The sequence below is a fragment of the Pseudomonas sp. PDM24 genome, from assembly GCF_019218905.1.
Taxonomy (GTDB): Bacteria; Pseudomonadota; Gammaproteobacteria; order Pseudomonadales; family Pseudomonadaceae; genus Aquipseudomonas.
Window position 1 is genome coordinate 1,027,279 of sequence record NZ_JAHUWR010000001.1, and the last position, 18,374, is coordinate 1,045,652.

The 18,374-nt window shown below is 57.4% G+C and carries 18 protein-coding genes; 11 read left to right on the plus strand and 7 right to left on the minus strand.

Going from position 1 to position 18,374, the window contains the following annotated elements; genetic code table 11:
- Positions 1-555 precede the first annotated feature (555 nt).
- Positions 556-1,065 (plus strand): GNAT family N-acetyltransferase, encoded by a 510-nt coding sequence (locus tag KW837_RS04800; RefSeq protein WP_218394702.1) that lies wholly within the window; start codon positions 556-558, stop codon positions 1,063-1,065.
- Positions 1,066-1,194: 129 nt separating this feature from the next.
- Here the strand turns inward: KW837_RS04800 and KW837_RS04805 are convergent, their stop codons facing one another.
- The 4 genes from KW837_RS04805 to KW837_RS04820 form a co-directional block, all read right to left on the minus strand.
- Positions 1,195-1,887: an aspartate/glutamate racemase family protein gene (locus KW837_RS04805; protein WP_218394703.1), complete on the minus strand. Its 693-nt coding sequence runs from the start codon at positions 1,885-1,887 to the stop codon at positions 1,195-1,197.
- Positions 1,888-2,003: 116 nt separating this feature from the next.
- Entirely contained in the window at positions 2,004-2,474 is a 471-nt protein-coding gene (locus KW837_RS04810; RefSeq protein WP_218394704.1) for a DUF2599 domain-containing protein, read from the minus strand.
- Positions 2,471-2,674 carry a hypothetical protein gene (locus KW837_RS04815; protein WP_218394705.1) on the minus strand — a complete coding sequence of 68 codons (204 nt, stop codon included), beginning with the start codon at positions 2,672-2,674 and terminating at the stop codon, positions 2,471-2,473. Before KW837_RS04815 ends, KW837_RS04810 begins: the two co-directional genes overlap by 4 nt.
- A gap of 79 nt (positions 2,675-2,753) precedes the next feature.
- On the minus strand, positions 2,754-4,262 hold the full coding sequence (locus tag KW837_RS04820; protein WP_218394706.1) for a hypothetical protein: 1,509 nt from the start codon (positions 4,260-4,262) through the stop codon (positions 2,754-2,756).
- Between the two features lie 252 nt (positions 4,263-4,514).
- On the opposite strand from KW837_RS04820, the gene KW837_RS04825 reads away from it, so the two are divergent.
- On the plus strand, positions 4,515-5,009 hold the full coding sequence (locus tag KW837_RS04825) for a hypothetical protein (RefSeq protein WP_218394707.1): 495 nt from the start codon (positions 4,515-4,517) through the stop codon (positions 5,007-5,009).
- Between the two features lie 131 nt (positions 5,010-5,140).
- Here KW837_RS04825 and KW837_RS04830 read toward each other — a convergent pair whose 3' ends face one another.
- Positions 5,141-5,362: a cbb3-type cytochrome c oxidase subunit 3 gene (locus KW837_RS04830; protein WP_218394708.1), complete on the minus strand. Its 222-nt coding sequence runs from the start codon at positions 5,360-5,362 to the stop codon at positions 5,141-5,143.
- A gap of 15 nt (positions 5,363-5,377) precedes the next feature.
- Positions 5,378-6,805: a cytochrome-c oxidase, cbb3-type subunit I gene (gene ccoN, locus KW837_RS04835; protein WP_218394709.1), complete on the minus strand. Its 1,428-nt coding sequence runs from the start codon at positions 6,803-6,805 to the stop codon at positions 5,378-5,380.
- A 431-nt stretch (positions 6,806-7,236) separates the two neighbouring features.
- Here ccoN and KW837_RS04840 point away from each other — a divergent pair, with 431 nt between their 5' ends.
- The 4 genes from KW837_RS04840 to KW837_RS04855 all read left to right on the plus strand — a co-directional run bounded on the left by KW837_RS04840 (position 7,237) and on the right by KW837_RS04855 (position 11,536).
- On the plus strand, positions 7,237-8,910 hold the full coding sequence (locus KW837_RS04840; RefSeq protein ID WP_218394710.1) for a nitrite/sulfite reductase: 1,674 nt from the start codon (positions 7,237-7,239) through the stop codon (positions 8,908-8,910).
- On the plus strand, positions 8,907-9,401 hold the full coding sequence (locus KW837_RS04845) for a DUF934 domain-containing protein (protein ID WP_123494355.1): 495 nt from the start codon (positions 8,907-8,909) through the stop codon (positions 9,399-9,401). Before KW837_RS04840 ends, KW837_RS04845 begins: the two co-directional genes overlap by 4 nt.
- A 226-nt stretch (positions 9,402-9,627) precedes the next feature.
- Positions 9,628-10,596 (plus strand): hypothetical protein, encoded by a 969-nt coding sequence (locus KW837_RS04850; protein ID WP_218394711.1) that lies wholly within the window; start codon positions 9,628-9,630, stop codon positions 10,594-10,596.
- 262 nt (positions 10,597-10,858) lie between these two features.
- Complete coding sequence (locus tag KW837_RS04855) at positions 10,859-11,536, plus strand: DUF3313 domain-containing protein (protein ID WP_218394712.1); 678 nt, start codon at positions 10,859-10,861, stop codon at positions 11,534-11,536.
- Positions 11,537-11,849: 313 nt separating this feature from the next.
- On the opposite strand, the gene KW837_RS04860 is transcribed toward KW837_RS04855, so the two are convergent.
- Positions 11,850-12,275 carry a YciI family protein gene (locus tag KW837_RS04860; protein WP_218394713.1) on the minus strand — a complete coding sequence of 142 codons (426 nt, stop codon included), beginning with the start codon at positions 12,273-12,275 and terminating at the stop codon, positions 11,850-11,852.
- Between the two features lie 224 nt (positions 12,276-12,499).
- Between KW837_RS04860 and KW837_RS04865 the strand changes: the two genes are divergently transcribed.
- The 5 genes from KW837_RS04865 to tpx all read left to right on the plus strand — a co-directional run bounded on the left by KW837_RS04865 (position 12,500) and on the right by tpx (position 18,243).
- On the plus strand, positions 12,500-15,073 hold the full coding sequence (locus KW837_RS04865) for an S-type pyocin domain-containing protein (protein WP_218394714.1): 2,574 nt from the start codon (positions 12,500-12,502) through the stop codon (positions 15,071-15,073).
- Complete coding sequence (locus KW837_RS04870; RefSeq protein ID WP_218394715.1) at positions 15,063-15,338, plus strand: bacteriocin immunity protein; 276 nt, start codon at positions 15,063-15,065, stop codon at positions 15,336-15,338. Before KW837_RS04865 ends, KW837_RS04870 begins: the two co-directional genes overlap by 11 nt.
- A 96-nt stretch (positions 15,339-15,434) precedes the next feature.
- Positions 15,435-17,003, plus strand: coding sequence for a bacteriocin immunity protein (locus KW837_RS04875; RefSeq protein ID WP_218394716.1), 1,569 nt, complete (start codon positions 15,435-15,437; stop codon positions 17,001-17,003).
- 66 nt (positions 17,004-17,069) lie between these two features.
- On the plus strand, positions 17,070-17,513 hold the full coding sequence (locus KW837_RS04880) for a polyketide cyclase (RefSeq protein WP_218394717.1): 444 nt from the start codon (positions 17,070-17,072) through the stop codon (positions 17,511-17,513).
- 229 nt (positions 17,514-17,742) lie between these two features.
- A complete protein-coding gene (gene tpx, locus KW837_RS04885; RefSeq protein WP_192342883.1) occupies positions 17,743-18,243 on the plus strand; it encodes a thiol peroxidase in 501 nt (166 codons plus the stop codon).
- The last annotated feature ends 131 nt before the right edge of the window (positions 18,244-18,374 follow it).

The window sequence follows — 18,374 nt, forward strand, 5'->3', positions numbered from 1 at the left end:
GGCAGGCGGCGCAGCATGACTGTGCACTGTCTGAGCACCAACACCACAACTTGCGAAAAACGCCATCAGGCTGAGTCCTGCGGCGCGAAGCAAACCTTTCATAAAAATTCCCTCATTTCCGAAGGTGACATTCAGTCCGGCGAATAACGTCGTTTCTCTAGTCGAACGTCCAGGTGGCGGTGCACAACTCCGGTGCTGGATAGTCGATGGGTATGCTTTTTACTCTAGCAGGTGGTTGTCGCGTCAACGGTCTAGCCATGCCGCTCTGCATGCAGCACGCATCTCGGCAACCGGCAAGGGACACAAAACACCGCCACAGCCTGCCATCAAGAGCAAAAGATCGCAGCCTTCGGCAGCTCCTACAGAGATTGGGTACACCCGCTGAATGACGGGTACACACGATCAATGTAGGAGCTGCCGAAGGCTGCGATCTTTTTGACTTTGCTTTCGTCAGGCCCGCGCCCGAATCTGCCGCTCCCACATTTTGATCTCGCCACTCATGGGGATCGCGGTTTAGAGTGACCGGTCACACACCGATCAAGGACGAACACCGCCATGCCCGACCACGACCCCGCCATTCACCTCGAACGCTTCAGCGAATCCCACATCGAGGGCATCACCGCGCTCTACAACGACCCCGCCGTGGCCCGGCAGGTGCTGCAAATGCCTTTTCAGTCCACCGAGGTCTGGCGCCAACGCCTGATGGCGGACAACGAGCGGGCGGTGAAACTGGTGGCGCTGCACCAGGGATCGGTCATCGGCAACATTGGCCTGGAACAGTTTTCGCGGATCCGCCGCAGCCACGCCGGTAGCTTTGGCATGGGTGTCGCCGTGGCGTGGCAGGGCAAGGGTGTCGGTTCGAAATTGCTGGCAGCAGCGCTGGACGTCGCCGACAACTGGATGAACCTGCAACGGGTAGAACTTTCGGTGTACGCCGACAACGAAGCGGCCATCGGCCTGTACCAGAAATTCGGTTTCGAGACCGAAGGCCTGTTCCGCGATTACGCCGTGCGTGACGGTCGGCTGGTCGATACCCTGAGCATGGCGCGCCTGCGTCGCCGGTAAGCAAAAAAATTGAGCGACGAAAATCCTGTAGGAGCGAGGCTTGCCCGCGAAGAATGCTCCGCTTTTTTTCAGGTGTTACGCGTCATCGTTCTTCGCGGGCAAGCCTCGCTCCTACAGGTTCTGCGCGAGTCAGTCGCCCAACGCGAACGCCACCGCCGCCTGCGCATGCAGTTCGGTGGTGTCGAGCAAGGGCAGGGCGCTGTGCTCGGGTTTGATCAACAGGCCGATTTCGGTACAGCCGAGGATGATCGCCTGGGCGCCGCGTTCGGTCAGCGATTCGATCACCCGTTGATAGACCTGGCGTGACGCGTCGCTGATCACCCCGACGCACAACTCGTCATAGATGATCCGGTGAACGGCCTGGCGCTCCTCTGCCTCCGGTACCAACACCGTCAGGCCCTTGGCCGTCAGACGTGCCTTGATAAAGTCTTGCTCCATGGTGAACGCAGTCCCCAGCAAACCCACGCGCAGCGCACCGGCGTCCAATGCCGCTTGACCCGCCGGATCGGCAATGTGCAGGAACGGAATATCAATCGCTGCCTGAATCTGCCCGGCCACTTTGTGCATGGTGTTGGTACACAGCACCACGCACTCGGCGCCACCTGCTTCCAGACGCTGGGCCGCATCCACCAGAATCACCGCCGCATCGTCCCACCGCCCTGCATGCTGGGCCTGTTCGACCGGGCCGAAGTCGACGCTGTACATCAACAGTTTCGCCGAGCGCAACGGCCCGAGGCGATCACGTACCTGCTGGTTGATAAGACGGTAATACTCGGCGCTGGACTCCCAGCTCATGCCGCCGATAAGGCCGATGGTGCGCATTGGATTTCCTCAGGCTATGGCCTGCGTCGATAGGCCAGGCCTGAAGGGAGTTTCTATTCGTTCGATAGCGGACACCAGCGATAAATCAACTGTAATGCTCATCTTTCATTGAAGTGTCATGGTGCTTTTTGAGGCAAGGGGACGACATGATTGCAGCCGGCAGCCAACGTTTGTGCATACCCCACATCTGGCCGCCACGGTTCCAGGTTCCACTGCGGTTTGTCCCTCGCAATCGCCAGATGACAAATCAGTTGGTGGCGCAGGCCATGGGTATTTTGCCAGTAGCTGCTATTGGAATAGTCACGGGAAAGTTCGTCCCAAAGGAAGGGTGTCCCTTCCGGTTGTGTCCGCCGCGCACAGGGTGTGGGCGTGATGGAAAACGACCACTGATAGTCCCGATACACCCATTGCACACTTTCGACATATTTCACACAACGTTCCACGGTAAGGATGTAGCTGTCAGGGGTTTCTGTTGCTGTTTGCGCATAAAGGGGCGAGTTGATACTCAGCATCAAACCGACCCCCGTTAGCGAATGAAAGAGAATGCGCGGAGCATTGCCGAGCGTGCGCCACAGTAGGGTGTTCATTGAGCCACCCCCTGATCTGCGACGACATAGGTGAAAGTGGCTGATTTTCGGTTGTAAAGCGTGTTCAGTTGAGTGGCGACGGCGGGGCCATTCAGGGGCTGGACATTATTGATCGTCCCTACTTCACTCGATGGTTTTATATCGACCTGAGTGCAACCCACCATTAGCGCGATTAACAGAACACCGATTATTTTGTGCATGACAAATCCCTCGTCTATATAAACGCCAAACAGTTTTGGGTGATCGGGTTACGCAGTGGTGTCGCCAAAGGTGAGCCCGCTACAGGGTCAGTCTCAGGAACCATGAAAAAATCAGTTTTTCGGTAGTGTCTGTTCTATGCAGGGTGTAATTGAACATGACGGATCTACCCCGATTTTCTGTTATCCATGCCGGCGGCACAGGCAGATTGGTGAAGCCGGGTTGTGTGATAGTGACTTCATCGCCATAGCGAGTGGTGATACCGAACAGGGCCATACGCACAGTGTAAGTAGCTTCCAGCGTTGGGTAGTAAGCCCTGAGATTGGTTTTGTCCGCATTAAGCGTCGGTTCCGGTAGATGATGTTTTTGCGCGGTGACCGTGATGCGCAGGTTTTCGGAGGGTAGATTCTCGGTGGTACCTGGTAGCCTCACGGTGTAACTGATCTGCGCACCGCTACTGATGCAATCAACCACTTCCTGCCTGGGCACCAGAAATCTCAGTTCCTCTCCGGCATAGGCAACGGTTCGAATCTCGCTGCCATAAGTCGAATTGCGCCCGAGCCAATAGACTTTGACAGTTTGCCCGGGGGCGGAGCCGGTATAGGCGACCTTGACCGTGGCGAACTTGGTCTCATAAAAATCCCGTTCAAAGTTCAATCGAGTGCCGTCGAGTTCCAAGGCTTCCAACACTTCGGGCGCTTTTAGATCCAGAACGGGTTTTTGGATGTGCACATCGATATAAGTGGTTTTTGACCAGATTGCGAGTGGGCCTGAGTTGTTGCCGATCTGGTCTCTCACTCGAAAGCGCATGGCAAATCGGGGGTTGTCACCTTTCTGAAACGCATCGGCGAACAGCTTCAGAACGATGGTGTCGGCTCCGGCCTGGGCAGCCGTGACGGTGTGCAGGATTTCGTGGCCGTCACAATCGAGGGTGATGACATCATGTTCGCGCATGTAGCTATAGGTCAACGTGACATCTACCCCTAGCGCGGCGCGAGCGGCATCCACTCCATTGGCGATGACATCTGCCGGAAGCGTCATCAGCAGATAGGGGTTGTCTCCCGAGCCTGTCACCTCGCCGCCAGGACGCGGGGTATTGAAGAGTGCGACGCGTGGCAGAGAGGTTTCTTCTGGCTGGCTGATCCGCTTCACCCTCAGGCGCAGACGGTTAATGCCATTGCGCAGAAGTCCGCCGGGTACGTTCAGAATGAATCGTTGCGGATCATCATCTTCATCCGGCTGAATGGTTTTGCCGTCTATCGCCGTCTCTGATTCATTCAGCAGTAAATCCGCCCTGTCACCTTCCGAAAAATTAAACCAAGGGTCGATCCAGACGGGCATCAGTCCATTTACGATGAGCGCTAGTCCGATGCCGCCTTCAGGGTTTTCGGGATGGATAACCGGTTGTTTCCAGCCGGGGATGATCACTTTGTCGATTGCGAAAAGACTGTTATCAACGCTCGCACTGTTCATTCCGCCTATCGGATTCGCAGGCTGGGTAAACGGAGGAGTCAATCCGTAAACGATCATTTTTTTGATGGTCACATAATTGGTTACCCGGCATTTGTTGCGATCGTTCCCACTGTTCATGATGTGCGCTCCTGACTGTACGGATTGAATGTTTTGCTCCCGCGTTGGGCAGTGTTATCAAACACCCCGGATATGGATATTGGCTACTGTCAGATCTGACAGGTGCTCCCCTGAAAAGCAGGTAAAACACGACCATTCGTCGCGTTCATCTGCCCAGGCTCTGTAGCCGTTCGCACCTTTGCCGTACGCGAGCTGTCGGCATCTGCCATGATCGACATTCGCAACATCGCTTCAACCAAAAGGAACACCGCAATGGACGATGTACAGCAACTGGGCGAGATGCTTCGCCACTATGCAGATAGCGAAGCGCACAAGAAGCAACTGTTTGAGTCGCAATCGGCCGTGTGGGCGACGCGCATTGGTGAGTTGTTCGATCAGATCCAGCAGTGGCTGGCTCCGGTCCTGACGCCGAATCTGCTGGAAGTGAGTCGCGAGGCGTATGTCGCGTCCGGGCCGAGCGTGCCGCTCGATACGTCGCCGTTCAAGACCGAGAAACTGTCTATTGTGATTGCCGGGAAACCGGTGGAGTTCGTGCCGGACGTGATGGGCGCGGGTGGGCAGATTTCCCTGGCAGTGATGGGCTTGACCGCCGCGCGTTATGGCAGCATTTCGCTGGTGTGCCTGCCGCCCTCCAGCAATTGGCAATGGCGCAAGACCAATGGCTTGAAAGATCCGGACACCTTTGCCTTCGATGCGAACTTCCTGGCGCAGCAACTGCAGAGCCTGATTCCCCGCGAGCGCGGCTGAATTTTCGTGACCAGCACATAACCACTGTGGGAGCGGGCTTGCTCGCGAAGAGGGAGTGTCAGTCGGCATCAATGTTGCCTGACACACCGCCTTCGCGAGCAAGCCCGCTCCCACAGTGGATGGGGTGTGTATCAAATTTCGAGGTTGCCCCAACCCGGCTTCACCTCTTCCGGCGCCACCGCTTTCACAGTCTTACCCGTCGCCAATTCCACCCGCCGCGCCACCTCGGGATCATCGGCGAACGGAATCAGGCTGGCATCGTCCAGGCTCTCGGCCGTCTGCTGTTTCAGGCAGTACTCGACCGCCAGCCAAAGCCCCAGAACACCCAATAGATTCAACCCCATCTCGATCATGTCAGGCTCCTTGCCTCAGGCAATCTGCGCTTCAAGTTCAGCCATCCTCACGTCCGCCACCCGCACCGTGCGCCAGGTGTTGTAGGCCATCAGCAACATGCCGCTAAGGAAGAACACCCCGCCGACGAAGCGCACCACAAACCCCGGATGACTGGCCTGCAAGGCTTCGACGAAGGAGTAGGTCAGCGTGCCGTCGTCGTTGATCGCGCGCCACATCAAACCCTGGGTGATGCCGTTGACCCACATCGAGGCGATGTACAGCACGGTGCCGATGGTCGCCAGCCAGAAGTGTGCGTTGATCAGGCCGATGCTGTGCATCTGTGGGCGGCCAAAGACTTTCGGGACCATGTGGTAGACGGCGCCGAAGGTGATCATCGCCACCCAGCCCAGGGCTCCGGCGTGAACGTGGCCGATGGTCCAGTCGGTGTAGTGGGAGAGGGCGTTCACCGTCTTGATCGCCATCATCGGCCCTTCAAACGTCGACATCCCGTAGAAGGCCAGGGACAGCACCAGAAAGCGCAGGATCGGGTCGGTGCGCAACTTATGCCAGGCGCCCGACAGGGTCATCATGCCGTTGATCATGCCTCCCCAACTCGGCGCCAACAGGATCAGCGACATCGCCATGCCCAGCGACTGCGCCCAATCCGGCAGCGCGGTGTAGTGCAAGTGGTGGGGACCTGCCCAGATGTACAGGGTGATCAGTGCCCAGAAATGCACGATCGACAACCGATAGGAATACACCGGCCGATTGACCTGTTTCGGCACGAAGTAATACATCATTCCGAGGAAGCCGGTAGTCAGGAAGAACCCCACCGCGTTGTGCCCGTACCACCATTGCACCATGGCGTCGGTGGCCCCGGAATACACCGGATACGACTTGAACCAGTCCACCGGAATCGACAGGTGATTGACCACGTGCAGCATGGCGATCACCACAATGAACGCGCCGAAAAACCAGTTGCCGACGTAGATGTGTTTGGTCTTGCGTTGCACCACAGTGGTGAAGAACACGATGGCGTAAGCGACCCAGACCACCGTCATCCACACCGCGCCGGAGAATTCGATCTCGGCGTATTCCTTGGTGGTGGTGTAGCCCAGCGGCAGGGTGATCAGCATCACCACAATCACCGATTGCCAGCCCCAGAAGGTGAAGGCGGCGAGCTTGTCGGAATACAGCCGCACTTGGCAGGTACGCTGCACCGCATAGTAACTGGCGGCGAATTGCGCGCTGCCGGCAAAACCGAAAATCACCAGGCTGGTGTGCAGCGGACGCAAGCGGCCGAAGGTGGTCCACGGCAGGTCGAGGTTCATCTCGGGCCATACCAGTTGCGAGGCGATCCACACCCCCATCGCCATCCCGACAACGCCCCAGACGATGGTTGCCACGACGAATTGGCGAACGACCTTGTAGTTATAGGCCTGTCCGATTGTTGCTGTGCTCATGGTCAATTCTTCCACGGTTGCAAAGTCTTGCCAGGCCACCCGGTCTGGCATGCATGAACTGTAGAAACCCTGCCGCAAACAAAACAGACTCAGAAAAACCGGGTTTATGCGGATCAGATGCGATGCGGGCCTGCGGCCATAGGTCGCGCCCTGATACGGTTTTTTAGTGTTTAGCTGAATCTGTAACGTGCTGCGCTGCAGGTGCATAGTTGCCACCTCAAGAACGAGCCGCAGAGCCTGATGCCGACCAGTTAAGGAATTGAACACCGCAATCCTTGTGGGAGCGGGCTTGCTCGCGAAGACGGAGTGTCAGTCACCGGTGATGTTGCATGTGACGGCCTCTTCGCGAGCAAGTCCGCTCCCACAGGTTCTGCGCCTGACTGACTGGCATTAGCCGCAGAGCCCGATAATCCTGATGAGGTGGCAGCCACATGTATCAATACGATGACTATGACCGGGCCCTGGTGTTCGAGCGTGTTGCGCAGTTTCGCGATCAGGTCGAACGTTTCATGGCCGGGGAGTTGAGTGAAGAAGAGTTCCTGCCCCTGCGCCTGCAGAACGGCCTGTACATGCAAAAACATGCCTACATGCTGCGCGTGGCAATTCCTTACGGCACGCTGAGCGCCAAGCAAATGCGCATTCTGGCGAGCATTGCGCGGGACTACGATCGTGGCTACGGCCACTTCACCACCCGGCAGAACATGCAGTTCAACTGGATCGAACTGGCCCAGGTGCCGGACATTCTCGAACGTCTGGCCGAAGTGGAAATGCACGCGATCCAGACCTCCGGCAACTGCGTGCGCAACATCACCACCGAAGCCTTCGCCGGCGTCGCGGCGGACGAGTTGATGGACCCGCGCCCACTGGCAGAGATCCTGCGGCAATGGTCGACCATCAACCCGGAGTTCCTGTTCCTGCCGCGCAAGTTCAAGATCGCCATCTGCTCGGCGAAGCAGGACCGCGCGGCGATCATGATGCATGACATCGGCCTCTATCTTTATCGCGATGACAGCGGGCAAATGCTCTTGCGGGTGATCGTGGGTGGCGGCTTGGGGCGTACGCCGATTCTCGGTTTGCAGATCCGCGAAGGCTTGCCGTGGCAGCACCTGCTGTCCTACGTCGAAGCGGTGCTGCGGGTCTATAACCGCCACGGGCGGCGCGATAACAAATACAAGGCGCGGATCAAGATTCTGGTAAAGGCTTTGGGTATCGAAGCGTTCGCCAAGGAAGTGGAGGAGGAGTGGCAATACCTCAAGGACGGTCCGGCGCAGTTGACCGATGTCGAGTATGAGCGTGTCGCCAGTGCCTTCGTGCCGCCCGATTACCGTTCACTGGCCGGCACCGACCTGGATTTCGGCACGCGCCTGGCCGAGAACCCGGCCTTCGCCCGTTGGGTGACGCGCAACGTTCAACCGCACAAGGTGCCGGGATACGCCAGCGTGGTGCTGTCGACCAAACCGGGCATCGCCGCGCCACCGGGGGATGTCACGGCCGAGCAAATGGAGGCGGTGGCCCAGTGGTCCGAACAGTTCGGCTTCGGCGAAATTCGCATCGCCCATGAACAGAACATCGTCCTGCCAGATGTACCCAAGGCCGACCTTTACGCTCTGTGGTGCCTGGCCTGCGAGCAAGGCCTGGGATGCGCCAACATCGGCTTGTTGACCGACATCATCGCCTGCCCCGGCGGCGACTTCTGCGCGTTGGCCAACGCCAAATCCATTCCCGTCGCACAAGCGATACAGGCGCGATTCGAGGACCTGGATTACCTGCATGACCTGGGCGACATCAGTCTGAATATCTCCGGTTGCATGAACGCCTGCGGCCACCACCACATCGGCAACATCGGCATTCTTGGCGTCGATAAGAACGGCAGCGAGTGGTACCAGATCACCCTTGGCGGCGCCCAGGGCAAGAATAGCGCGTTGGGCAAAGTCATCGGCCCGTCCTTCAGCGCCGCCGAAGTGCCCGCGGTGATCGAGCGGATCATCGCTACATTTGTCCGCTACCGCGAGAGCGAGGAACTGTTCGTCGATACCTTGGCGCGCATCGGTCTGGAGCCGTTCAAGGAACGGGTTTACCCGAAAATGCTGGAGGTGTCGGCATGAATAATCTGCTGCGTTTGCAAGAGGGCGGTGCCGAGTGGGTGCGCGATGATCCGTGGCAGTTGATTCGTGAAGCAACGGATGAGTTGCCGGCCGGACCGCTGATACTGCCGTTACCCCAGTGGCTGGCACTTAATGCCGACAGGACATCAGCGCTCGAAGGCGTCTGGCTGGGGCCTAACGAGGAAGTGACAAACCTGACCCCGTGGTTTCCCGACCTGCCGCTGATTGCCCTCGACTTCCCGAGTTTTCGCGACGGCCGCGCCTACAGCCAGGCCTATCTGCTGCGTACGCGTTTCGGTTGGCAAGGCGAATTGCGCGCGATTGGTGATGTGCTGCGCGATCAACTCAGCCACATGCGCCAATGCGGTTTCGACAGTTTCGCCGTGCGTGAAGATAAATCCGCTGAAGATGCGCTGAAGGGATTGGCGGGGATGAGCGTGTTGTACGGACGCTCGGTGATTGAGCCGCGACCGTTGTTTCGGCGGCGCTGAAGCTTTCCCGGCTCAAATCCCAGTCAGTTAGCGCAACCCCTGTGGGAGCGGGCTTGCTCGCGAAAGCTGACTGACATTCAACATTGATGTCGACTGATACACCGCTTTCGCGAGCAAGCCCGCTCCCACAAGGATCTTCTGTGTACGGGGATTTTTGCTTGGGCCAATGATGGCATTTTGATAGAGTCCGCGCCTCATAGGGAGTCAGCAAAGAAAGGAGTCTGGTTTGAGCGTGGGCAAGAAGATTTTAGGGCTTTTCGCGTTGCTGCTGATGGCGGCCCTGTGGGGCAGTTACTTTTATGTGTTCAAAGAGAACCGTACCGGCCAGCTCGGGGAGACCTTCAGCAGCTACGCCTGGTGTGGCACGCCACCGGCCAGCGATGCCACAGGCTCGGGCAGGGATCGACTGTCGCTGCACATCACCAACAACGTTCATGGCGAGTTCATGCTCTCGGGCGCGGTGATCGTCTCCGAGCGAACCTTTGATCGCTATGACCTGGGCCGTAACGAACTGCGGCTGCGCATGGAGCCCATGCAGTGGTCCTACGGCATTGCGCCGACTCTCATGGAGCAGGTCAGGATCAAGCCCCTGAGCCGCAACCTGTCTTCGACTGATAAAAGTGCCTACGCGGAACTTGAGTCCAGACCCATCGGGGTCTTGGGGCGGTCGACGGACTTTCCGTTCGACACCTATCGCTACGGCTACAAACCGGTGCTGTACATCCTCAAGGGCAATGAGCGCATTGACCTGAAATTCAGGCACATCACCACTGGCATGGAGATGTCGAACACCTTCACGCCGATCCAGAAGTACAACCGTGTCGAGTACATCAACGAGAAAAACTCGTTGATTCGCGAGGAGGATTACAAGCCCTACGGCGCCAACGAATGCGCGTTCAGTGTCGAGCGCAAGGGCTCGTTCAAGGTGATTGTGCTGCTATTGTTGCTGGTGATGTGCCTGCCGCTGCTGCACGTGTTTTATCGCGATGAGCCGGGCATCGATTTTCTCGCGACGCTGGTGAGTATTGGTGCGATCCGGGTGTTTCTGGTGGGGCCGTTGAACGACTTCCAGCTGTACAGCATCGACTTCCTGTTCGCGGCGGTGATCATCCTGGTGGGCACGGTGTCGCTGATCAAGGCGATGCGCGCCAATAGTCGGCGGGAATTGGCGGCGAAAAGCGGATCTTCGTGGTGATTGACCAGGTTTTTCCAATGAGGTTTTGTGTTGTTTGAGCTGATGTCTTCGCGGGCAAGCCTCGCTCCTACAAGGGTTTTGGTTCATACAACCCGGACTTGTAGGAGCGAGGCTTGCCCGCGAAGGGGCCTTTGAATATGGCCGCGATCACTTCAGCAATAGATGAATATTGTGCTTTTTGATAACAAAGTGCCGAGCATTGGCTATACCTGTAATTCCCGTATTCAATATTGTTGCCCGGCCTTCTGACAGGAGTTACAGCATGAAGCTTGCGTTACTGATGAGCACACTGTGCATCGCCTCGATCGGGGTGGTAGGTTGCTCGAGCAAAGTCGTCGAGCCGGACCAGTATTCCGGCTTTCTCAAGGACTACAGTCAGCTGAAGGAGGCCAAGTCGCCATCGGGCGCCGTGGTGATGCGCTGGATGGACCCCAAGCTTGATATCAAAAAATTCACCAGTGTCTACATCGAGCCGACGCAGCTCTACCCCAAACCGCAACCGACGGTGAAAATTCCTCAGACCACACTGAACGGCATCACCAGCTACTACGATCAAGCACTTAAACGCGAAATAGGCAAATCCCTGCCATTGGCCACCGGTCCCGGCCCTGGCGTGATGGTGGTGCGTGCGGCGATCACCTCTGTTACCAGCAAGACCGAAAGCCTCCAGCCTTATGAAGTGATCCCGATCGCCCTGGTAGCGGCGGCAGTCAGTACAGCCAGCGGCATTCGCGACCAGGAAACCAATCTGGCCACCGAAGCGGTATTTCTCGATGGTGGCAACAACAAAGTCGTGGCCCAAGTGGTGCGCAAGGGCATTGGCAAACCGCTGGAAAACTCAGATCAGGTGATGAAGGCCGGTGACGTGAAAAACGTGATCGATGGCTGGGCATCGGATATGCATCAGTCGTATCTGAAACTCAAGTCCAAGTCCAAGTAATGCGGCGGGGCTGAGGGGCTCTTCGCGAGCAAGCCCGCTCCCACATTGATTCTGTTTCGATCACAGATTTTGTGTACACCAGAGATCAAATGTGGGAGCGGGCTTGCTCGCGAAAGCGGTCTCCGGGTACCACTAATTCCCCCCGCAATCCCGATACCGAGCTGCCGAAGGCTGCGATCTTTTGATCTTGCTCTTTCCCAGGGCCGCTAAAACAAGATCAAAAGATCGCAGCCTTCGGCAGCTCCTACGACGCATCAAGCGGCATCAGGTGCATCAGAAGTGCATCAGGTATGTCAGGTGCATCAGTTTTGCTTCAGTGCTGCTTCGCCTGCGCACGTACTCGTTCTTCCTGCTCGCGCAACTGCGGTGTGAACTCGGCCCCGAAGTCTTCGGCCTCGTACACCTGGCGAATCTCGATCTCGGCCTCTGTACCCGGCATCGGGTTGGGGCAGCGCTTGACCCACTCGATCGCTTCCTCTTTCGACTTCACCTGCCACAACCAGTAGCCAGCGATCAGCTCCTTGGTTTCGGCGAACGGGCCGTCGATCACCGTACGCTCGTCACCCGAAAAACGTACGCGGGCGCCTTTACTGCTGGGCTGCAGGCCGTCGCAATCGATGAGGATGCCGGCCTTGGCCAGTTCCTCGTTGAAATTGCCCATCGCGGCCATCAGTTCTTCGCTGGGCATCACACCAGCCTCGGAATCCGGGCTGGCTTTCACAATGATCATGAATCGCATGGTTTTGTCTCCGCTGGATGTGAGTGACTCACTGTCTAGTCGAATGGCGGTCGCCCGAATCGACACTACCTCTAACGAAAGACCGCAAAAGAAGTGGATTTGTTACCTGTGTGGTGACTGATTCCCTCAAATGGCACCTTGATTTAAATCCACACCGATAACTATGTACCGCACCTGACTGCGGTTGCATCGACATGCTGTGCCTACAGACAAGGAGAGACTGTATGGCACAACAAACACATTACGATGGAACGTCAGGAAGTGTTGTCATCACGTCCGGACCACCCGCTTCGAGTGGTGGCTCAGGCGGCGGTTTTGGTGGCGGCGCAGGGGTTTCAGGCGGATTCGGTAGAACCAGCAAGAAAAGACAAAAGGCCCGCAGGCGGGCTATAGAAGCTGATCGTCAGAAGAAGGAAAAAGAGCGTGCGCAGGCCGAGGCCAAAGCGCAAGCCGAGGCGGCTCAAGCACAGGCAGCCGCAGCGCAAACTCAGGCTCTTCACCAGTTTCTGGCGGGGCTGGCGCAGCGTCATGACGCTATCAGGGGTGAGGTGGACCGTCGTTTTGCCGACAGGGCCGGGCAACTCGCGCCATCTCTTGAACAAGAAATCTCGGCTGCACGACGGGCGCCCACCACCGACTCGAGCGAACGCTGGCAGCTTTACCTGATCACCAAAGAAAAAAACGAAATCGATGGGCTCATCGCCCGCAAAACCACCGAGCTAAATATCAGGAACGCGGTCGCTCGCTCATTCGATGGGCACGACCCATTCACCCGCACATCGAACGATTACCTGACGCGACTGGGGCAGTTCGGCGAGGCACTCAACGACGGCCACCAGATCTGGGAAAACGCCTACAACGCTGCCCACGAAGCGCGGCTGCTATCCACACAGATAAGCGCACTCACTGACAAGTCCAGCGCGCTGGCCAGGCGTCATGCCGAGCAGACGATTGTCTGGCGCGAAAGGGAAGCGGTCTGGGAGGCCCAACGCCAGTACGCCAAGCAGCGTGAAGCTCGAGTTCGCTTCAAGCAGCAGGCCGATGAAGATGCACGGGTTGAGCGGGTCAGGCAGGCCAACACGCTGACAGTCCCGGTGTCTTCGCTGACCGCTGGCGGGATGGCTTTGACGCGCGATGGCATATTCGTTGCGCAGCAAGGCGCTGCAGTGCTTGAAATGGCTGTCCAGTCTGCCGTCAATACCCTCATCGATTTCGGGCGGATTGCCGCAAAAACGGGACCGGTGTTCGTCACCGCGATGGTGTACTCGCCAACCCTTGGCAATGGTGAGTTGAGCGCTGAGCAACGTCGGCGTTTGTTTCAGGCTGTCGGGGTGCCGGCGCAAGCGTTGGGCCTTACTGACCGCCAAGCGTTGCAATCGATCGCCGATGCGGGCGGTTCAGTGGAGGTCGCGTACCGACTCAAACCTGAAACCGTGCCGGAAGGCACCGCGATCATCGCTGTCGCTACGGGCGATGCCATTGGTGCTGAGGTGCCGGTTATCAATGCGGTGCCTGACCCGCTGACCGGCCTCTATAGCGCCGAGATTCCCGGATCGCCAGCCAGGCACCTGCAATTCACCCCGGACACCACTCAGGTTGCCACTGCCAGTCAGCCCGGGCTGAGCGTGTTGACACCCCAGGTCGAGGCCATCGCGGCGGGCGTCGATCTGCGTATCAGCGATTGCATTGTGTGCGTGCCTGATCAGCCGCCGATTTACTTCACCTTCAATCTGCCACCGATAGGCTCGGGCGTCGTCACAGGGGTCGGTAAACCGGCGGCGAATGACTGGTGGAAAACCGCGAGCCAGGCACAAGGTGCTGCCATTCCCTTGCAGATAGGCGACCAGTTTCGTGGTCGTGAATTCAACTCGCTTGCCGCCTTCGACGAAGCGCTGTGGCGAACGCTCGGCGAGCATCCGACGCTCATCGCTCAATTCGATGAGGTGAACAAAAAGCGCATCGAACAAGGCTTCGCGCCGTACGCGCCGAAAAGTACCTGGGTCGGTGAGCGACGCGAGTTCGAACTGCGCTATCAGGAGCGGGCAGAGCTCGGCGCCAATCCTTTCAACCTCGACAAAATCAGCATCACCACGCCGCAAAGCATCCAGGGACGGCTGGGGATCACTCCTGCGGTCCTGCCCTGGCCGATTCGTCCGGTCGGCGTCGGAACCTGGACACCTCTGGTGCCGCCGGGTATCGAACACCTGGGTCCTACAACTTCACCGATTACACCGTCGATTCCAGCGGTTTATCCCGGCACACCGATCATCCCGGTCCTACCGCAAAACGAGACGTTTCCGGCTGTTGACGAAGGGCAGATCGGTGCCAGTATTCCTGGGTATCCGGCGGATATGGAGTTGCCTTCGTCGGATGTCCTGTTTCTGGATCGGCGTGATGATCCGGGTGTGGCGATGGGGTTTGGGCAGTCGGTTTCAGGAATATGGTTGGGGGATGCGGCACGAGCGGAGGGGGCGCCGATTCCCGAGCAGATTGCGGATAAGTTGCGGTCGATGGAGTTTCGTAATTTCCATGGATTCAGGCGGGCGTTTTGGAGGGCTGTTGCGGCGGATGTGGAATTGAGTCAGCAGTTCAGTACTCGCAATTTGAACAGAATGCGCGAGGGGCTCTCTCCGTACCCTACGTTAGCTGACCAAAGCGGCGGACGTAGAACGTTCGAACTTCATCATGATGTTGAAGTTTCAAGTGGGGGCGAAGTTTATGGAATGGATAATATTTCTGTAATGACGCCGCGGCGACATATTGAGCTACATAAGGAAAGAAAAAATCATGATCTTTAAAGAGAAGTTTGAGGATTACACGGAAGCAGAATTTTTGTCTTTTTTGAGAGAGTTCGACCATTATCCTAGTGGTTTGGAAGATAGAGAGTTGGAGGCATATCTGGATCGACTTCTCACGCATTTTGAACTTATTACGGAGCATCCAGGCCGCTCAGACGTAATTTTTTACCCAAAGGAAGGCCAAGAGGACAGTCCAGAGGGAATTCTGAAAGAAGTCAAAGAATGGCGCGCACTCAATAACAAACCCGGCTTCAAGCCAGAGTAACTGCACGCATCCAATTCAAAGGCATCTGCTCCTCACACATGAGCAGATGCTGTTATCTGGCAGCCGTTGTGTGCCGGAAACAAGGAAGCAATAAAGATGGAACTTAAAACAACACTCAAGGATTACACCGAATCGGAATTCCAGGCCTTGGTGAACAGAATCTGGGCCGTCGATCTGCCGAAACAGGACCACGACCGACTGATCAATCATTTCGACCGCATCGTCGGTGATCCCAAAGGGGCAGACCTGCTGTTTTATCCGCCAGAGGACGATACGAACACTTATTCATCGGGCTCGGTCGTGTACTACGTCAAAGACTGGCACCACAAACAGGGGCGTGCCGCATTCAAAGGGGAGGGTGTTCCTGTTCCTCGTCCGGTTGCTGCAAGACCGGGAGCACCGTTGACCCTGGCGCAGATGACGCAGCAACGTATCGCCCGGAACCTGGCTGACGTACAGAAAGTCGCTGTAGATCTGGCGGACTCAGAACGGGCGGCAGAAGCGGCACTCAGTGTATTCGAGCAACGAATCAAACACCTGCGTCAGCGCCAGAACGCCCTAGTGGACATCCGTGGGCGCGAGGCGGACATCCGTGCTCTGGAGACTTCTGAATTTCAAGCGCGCCTGGCAGCCCGCCGATACGAATTCTGGAAAATGAGCATCGGGTTCAAAAGAGACAGCGCCCGGCGCGAGCTATCCTACGCCCGGTCCGAACTCGCGCAGTGGCAAAGTATCGCCCAGCAGATCAATGCCACTCACGACCGTTATCTGGCGAAGTTGAATGAAATCAATCAACGTCTCCATCGTTTTCAAGTGGATGCTGAAGCGCTGCTGGCAGTCGCGCAAACACAACTCGTTGATCAGCGTTATCAACAGGGAGCAGGGCCTACCCAGGCGGGCGAGCTGCTTTTTGCGCCGCTTGCCTTTGCCAATGCGCGACCGGGTATTTTCCTCGATGGCGGCCTTTCGCAACCCCTGGAGACCCATCGGGTAGCACTGCAAAAAGCCATACGCTCGGCGGTGGCGGAGTTTACCTGGCAGATCACCTCGGGAGCCCAGGACCATCAAGGTCAATACGCAGCCGTGCTGCAATTCGAATTCACCAGCCGGGCCGAAGTGGGAAGGTATGGGCTCAGCGTTCCGCTGCTCGAGTTGCTGCCGATCGAGGGCCAGGACTGGCAAGACTTGGCCGCGACGGGGGCCGAAGTCGATCTTCCGTTCAGGATGAGCAGCGGCACGTACGCCGTTCCACCAAGGACGATGTCCCAAGGCCTGAGAGAAATAAACACGTTGCTACAGGTGGCCATTACGCCGACTAATGGCAACGTATTGTCCTCCAGGGTGAGGGTGCGAGCTGCTGTCTGGAATGAGCAGATGAAGACCTATTGTTTTACCGCTGACGGGCCGGCCCCGGCAATTGTGAGCTGGAGCGAGCCTGCGCCCCTTGACGCCACATCGACCCTGGCGCCAGCCCCCGAGTATCGGCTGGGATTCCTCCGGTCTTCACCTGTGCCCTTGCTGGAGGCTTTCAACGACATGGCCGCGATTCGTTTCGATGACTACGTCGTTGTCTTCCCGCCAGCGTCTGGCCTGGACCCGCTTTACATCATGTTCAGAGACCGAAACGAATACCCCGAAATGACCGTTGCTCAAGCAAAGCCCTAGCACGGTGTCGTGTTAACACGGCTGCCCAATCAGCCATCCCGCCAAACAAAGGAAATGTTACGGTCTATGCCTGTACTGGAACTCACCACCCTGATCCCCAATCGTACCCCCGAGCAAGTCCTCGACTTCTGTCTGGAAGGCGTGAACTTCCCGAAGATCTTTCCAGAGCGAGTCACGCTGTTGAGCGAGATCGATTTGAGTAACCTGCGCATCGAAGCCGGTCGCCAGTTTCGCTTTCGGCACTGGATGTTCAACTTGATCCCGTCGAGCTGGACGGTGGTGATCCGCGAGGTGGGAGAGCACCATTTCATCGATGAAATGCTCGAGGGGCCAATGGCTGCCTTTCGTCATGAACATCGGGTGGCGGCGGGTGAGGGCGGTACGCTGTACACCGACCGTGTGACCTATGCGGCCATTGGTGGCGCGCCGTTGGAGTGGCTGGTGGTCAATGCCTACATGCGGCGGATTTTTCAAGCGCGGCATCGCAATATGTTGCGTTTGCTGGGCTGACATCTATCTGTAGGAGCGAGGCTTGCCCGCGAAGGCGGTGTGTCAGGCAACATTGATGCAACTGACAGTCCCTCTTCGCGGGCAAGCCTCGCTCCTACAGAGGGTTGTGTTGTTTGTGAGGTTCGGCAACACAATTTGCTTTGTATTGGGCATAGGTCGCCAGACCATTTCGTGGTTAACTTCGGCCTCGTCAAAATTCTCTACACCAACGTTCAGAAGGACTCCGTTCATGGCTCAAGTCACTCTTAAAGGCAACCCGGTTCAAGTCAACGGCCAATTGCCACAAGCCGGCTCCCAGGCGCCAGCCTTTTCCCTGGTTGCCGGCAATCTGTCGGATGTTTCCCTGAAGGATTTCGCCGGCAAGCGCAAAGTGCTGAACATCTTCCCAAGCATCGACACCCCGACCTGCGCCACTTCGGTTCGCAAGTTCAACGCCCAGGCCAACGACGTCGCCAACACCGTCGTGCTGTGCATCTCCGCTGACCTGCCGTTCGCCCAGGCTCGTTTCTGCGGTGCCGAAGGTCTGGAAAACGTGCAAAACCTGTCGACCCTGCGCGGTGCCGAGTTCATCGAGAACTACGGCGTGGCGATTGCCGATGGCCCACTCAAAGGCCTGACCGCCCGTGCCGTTGTGGTGCTGGACGAAAATGACAAGGTTCTGCACAGCGAACTGGTCAGCGAAATCGGTCAAGAACCGAACTACGACGCAGCGCTCGCCGTTCTGAAATAAGCGAAGTTTTACAATTGTTAACGGCCTGGCCCTGTCCAGGCCGTTTTCATTTGTGCTTCAGTGTCTTAGATAAATCTTCTGTTACGTAAGCCGAAGGTAAATTGCCGGTAAAGGCGCTTTGCTTCAGACCC

What these genes read in the sequence shown, in the direction of transcription:
- KW837_RS04820 (WP_218394706.1), bottom strand. Translation starts at nt 4,262, where the DNA reads ATGAACAGTGGGAACGATCGCAACAAATGCCGGGTAACCAATTATGTG.
- KW837_RS04870 (WP_218394715.1), top strand. Translation starts at nt 15,063, where the DNA reads ATGATCTTTAAAGAGAAGTTTGAGGATTACACGGAAGCAGAATTTTTG.
- KW837_RS04810 (WP_218394704.1), bottom strand. Translation starts at nt 2,474, where the DNA reads ATGAACACCCTACTGTGGCGCACGCTCGGCAATGCTCCGCGCATTCTC.
- KW837_RS04825 (WP_218394707.1), top strand. Translation starts at nt 4,515, where the DNA reads ATGGACGATGTACAGCAACTGGGCGAGATGCTTCGCCACTATGCAGAT.
- tpx (WP_192342883.1), top strand. Translation starts at nt 17,743, where the DNA reads ATGGCTCAAGTCACTCTTAAAGGCAACCCGGTTCAAGTCAACGGCCAA.
- KW837_RS04875 (WP_218394716.1), top strand. Translation starts at nt 15,435, where the DNA reads ATGGAACTTAAAACAACACTCAAGGATTACACCGAATCGGAATTCCAG.
- KW837_RS04880 (WP_218394717.1), top strand. Translation starts at nt 17,070, where the DNA reads ATGCCTGTACTGGAACTCACCACCCTGATCCCCAATCGTACCCCCGAG.
- KW837_RS04815 (WP_218394705.1), bottom strand. Translation starts at nt 2,674, where the DNA reads ATGCACAAAATAATCGGTGTTCTGTTAATCGCGCTAATGGTGGGTTGC.
- KW837_RS04855 (WP_218394712.1), top strand. Translation starts at nt 10,859, where the DNA reads ATGAAGCTTGCGTTACTGATGAGCACACTGTGCATCGCCTCGATCGGG.
- ccoN (WP_218394709.1), bottom strand. Translation starts at nt 6,805, where the DNA reads ATGAGCACAGCAACAATCGGACAGGCCTATAACTACAAGGTCGTTCGC.
- KW837_RS04800 (WP_218394702.1), top strand. Translation starts at nt 556, where the DNA reads ATGCCCGACCACGACCCCGCCATTCACCTCGAACGCTTCAGCGAATCC.
- KW837_RS04805 (WP_218394703.1), bottom strand. Translation starts at nt 1,887, where the DNA reads ATGCGCACCATCGGCCTTATCGGCGGCATGAGCTGGGAGTCCAGCGCC.
- KW837_RS04830 (WP_218394708.1), bottom strand. Translation starts at nt 5,362, where the DNA reads ATGATCGAGATGGGGTTGAATCTATTGGGTGTTCTGGGGCTTTGGCTG.
- KW837_RS04845 (WP_123494355.1), top strand. Translation starts at nt 8,907, where the DNA reads ATGAATAATCTGCTGCGTTTGCAAGAGGGCGGTGCCGAGTGGGTGCGC.
- KW837_RS04840 (WP_218394710.1), top strand. Translation starts at nt 7,237, where the DNA reads ATGTATCAATACGATGACTATGACCGGGCCCTGGTGTTCGAGCGTGTT.
- KW837_RS04860 (WP_218394713.1), bottom strand. Translation starts at nt 12,275, where the DNA reads ATGCGATTCATGATCATTGTGAAAGCCAGCCCGGATTCCGAGGCTGGT.
- KW837_RS04865 (WP_218394714.1), top strand. Translation starts at nt 12,500, where the DNA reads ATGGCACAACAAACACATTACGATGGAACGTCAGGAAGTGTTGTCATC.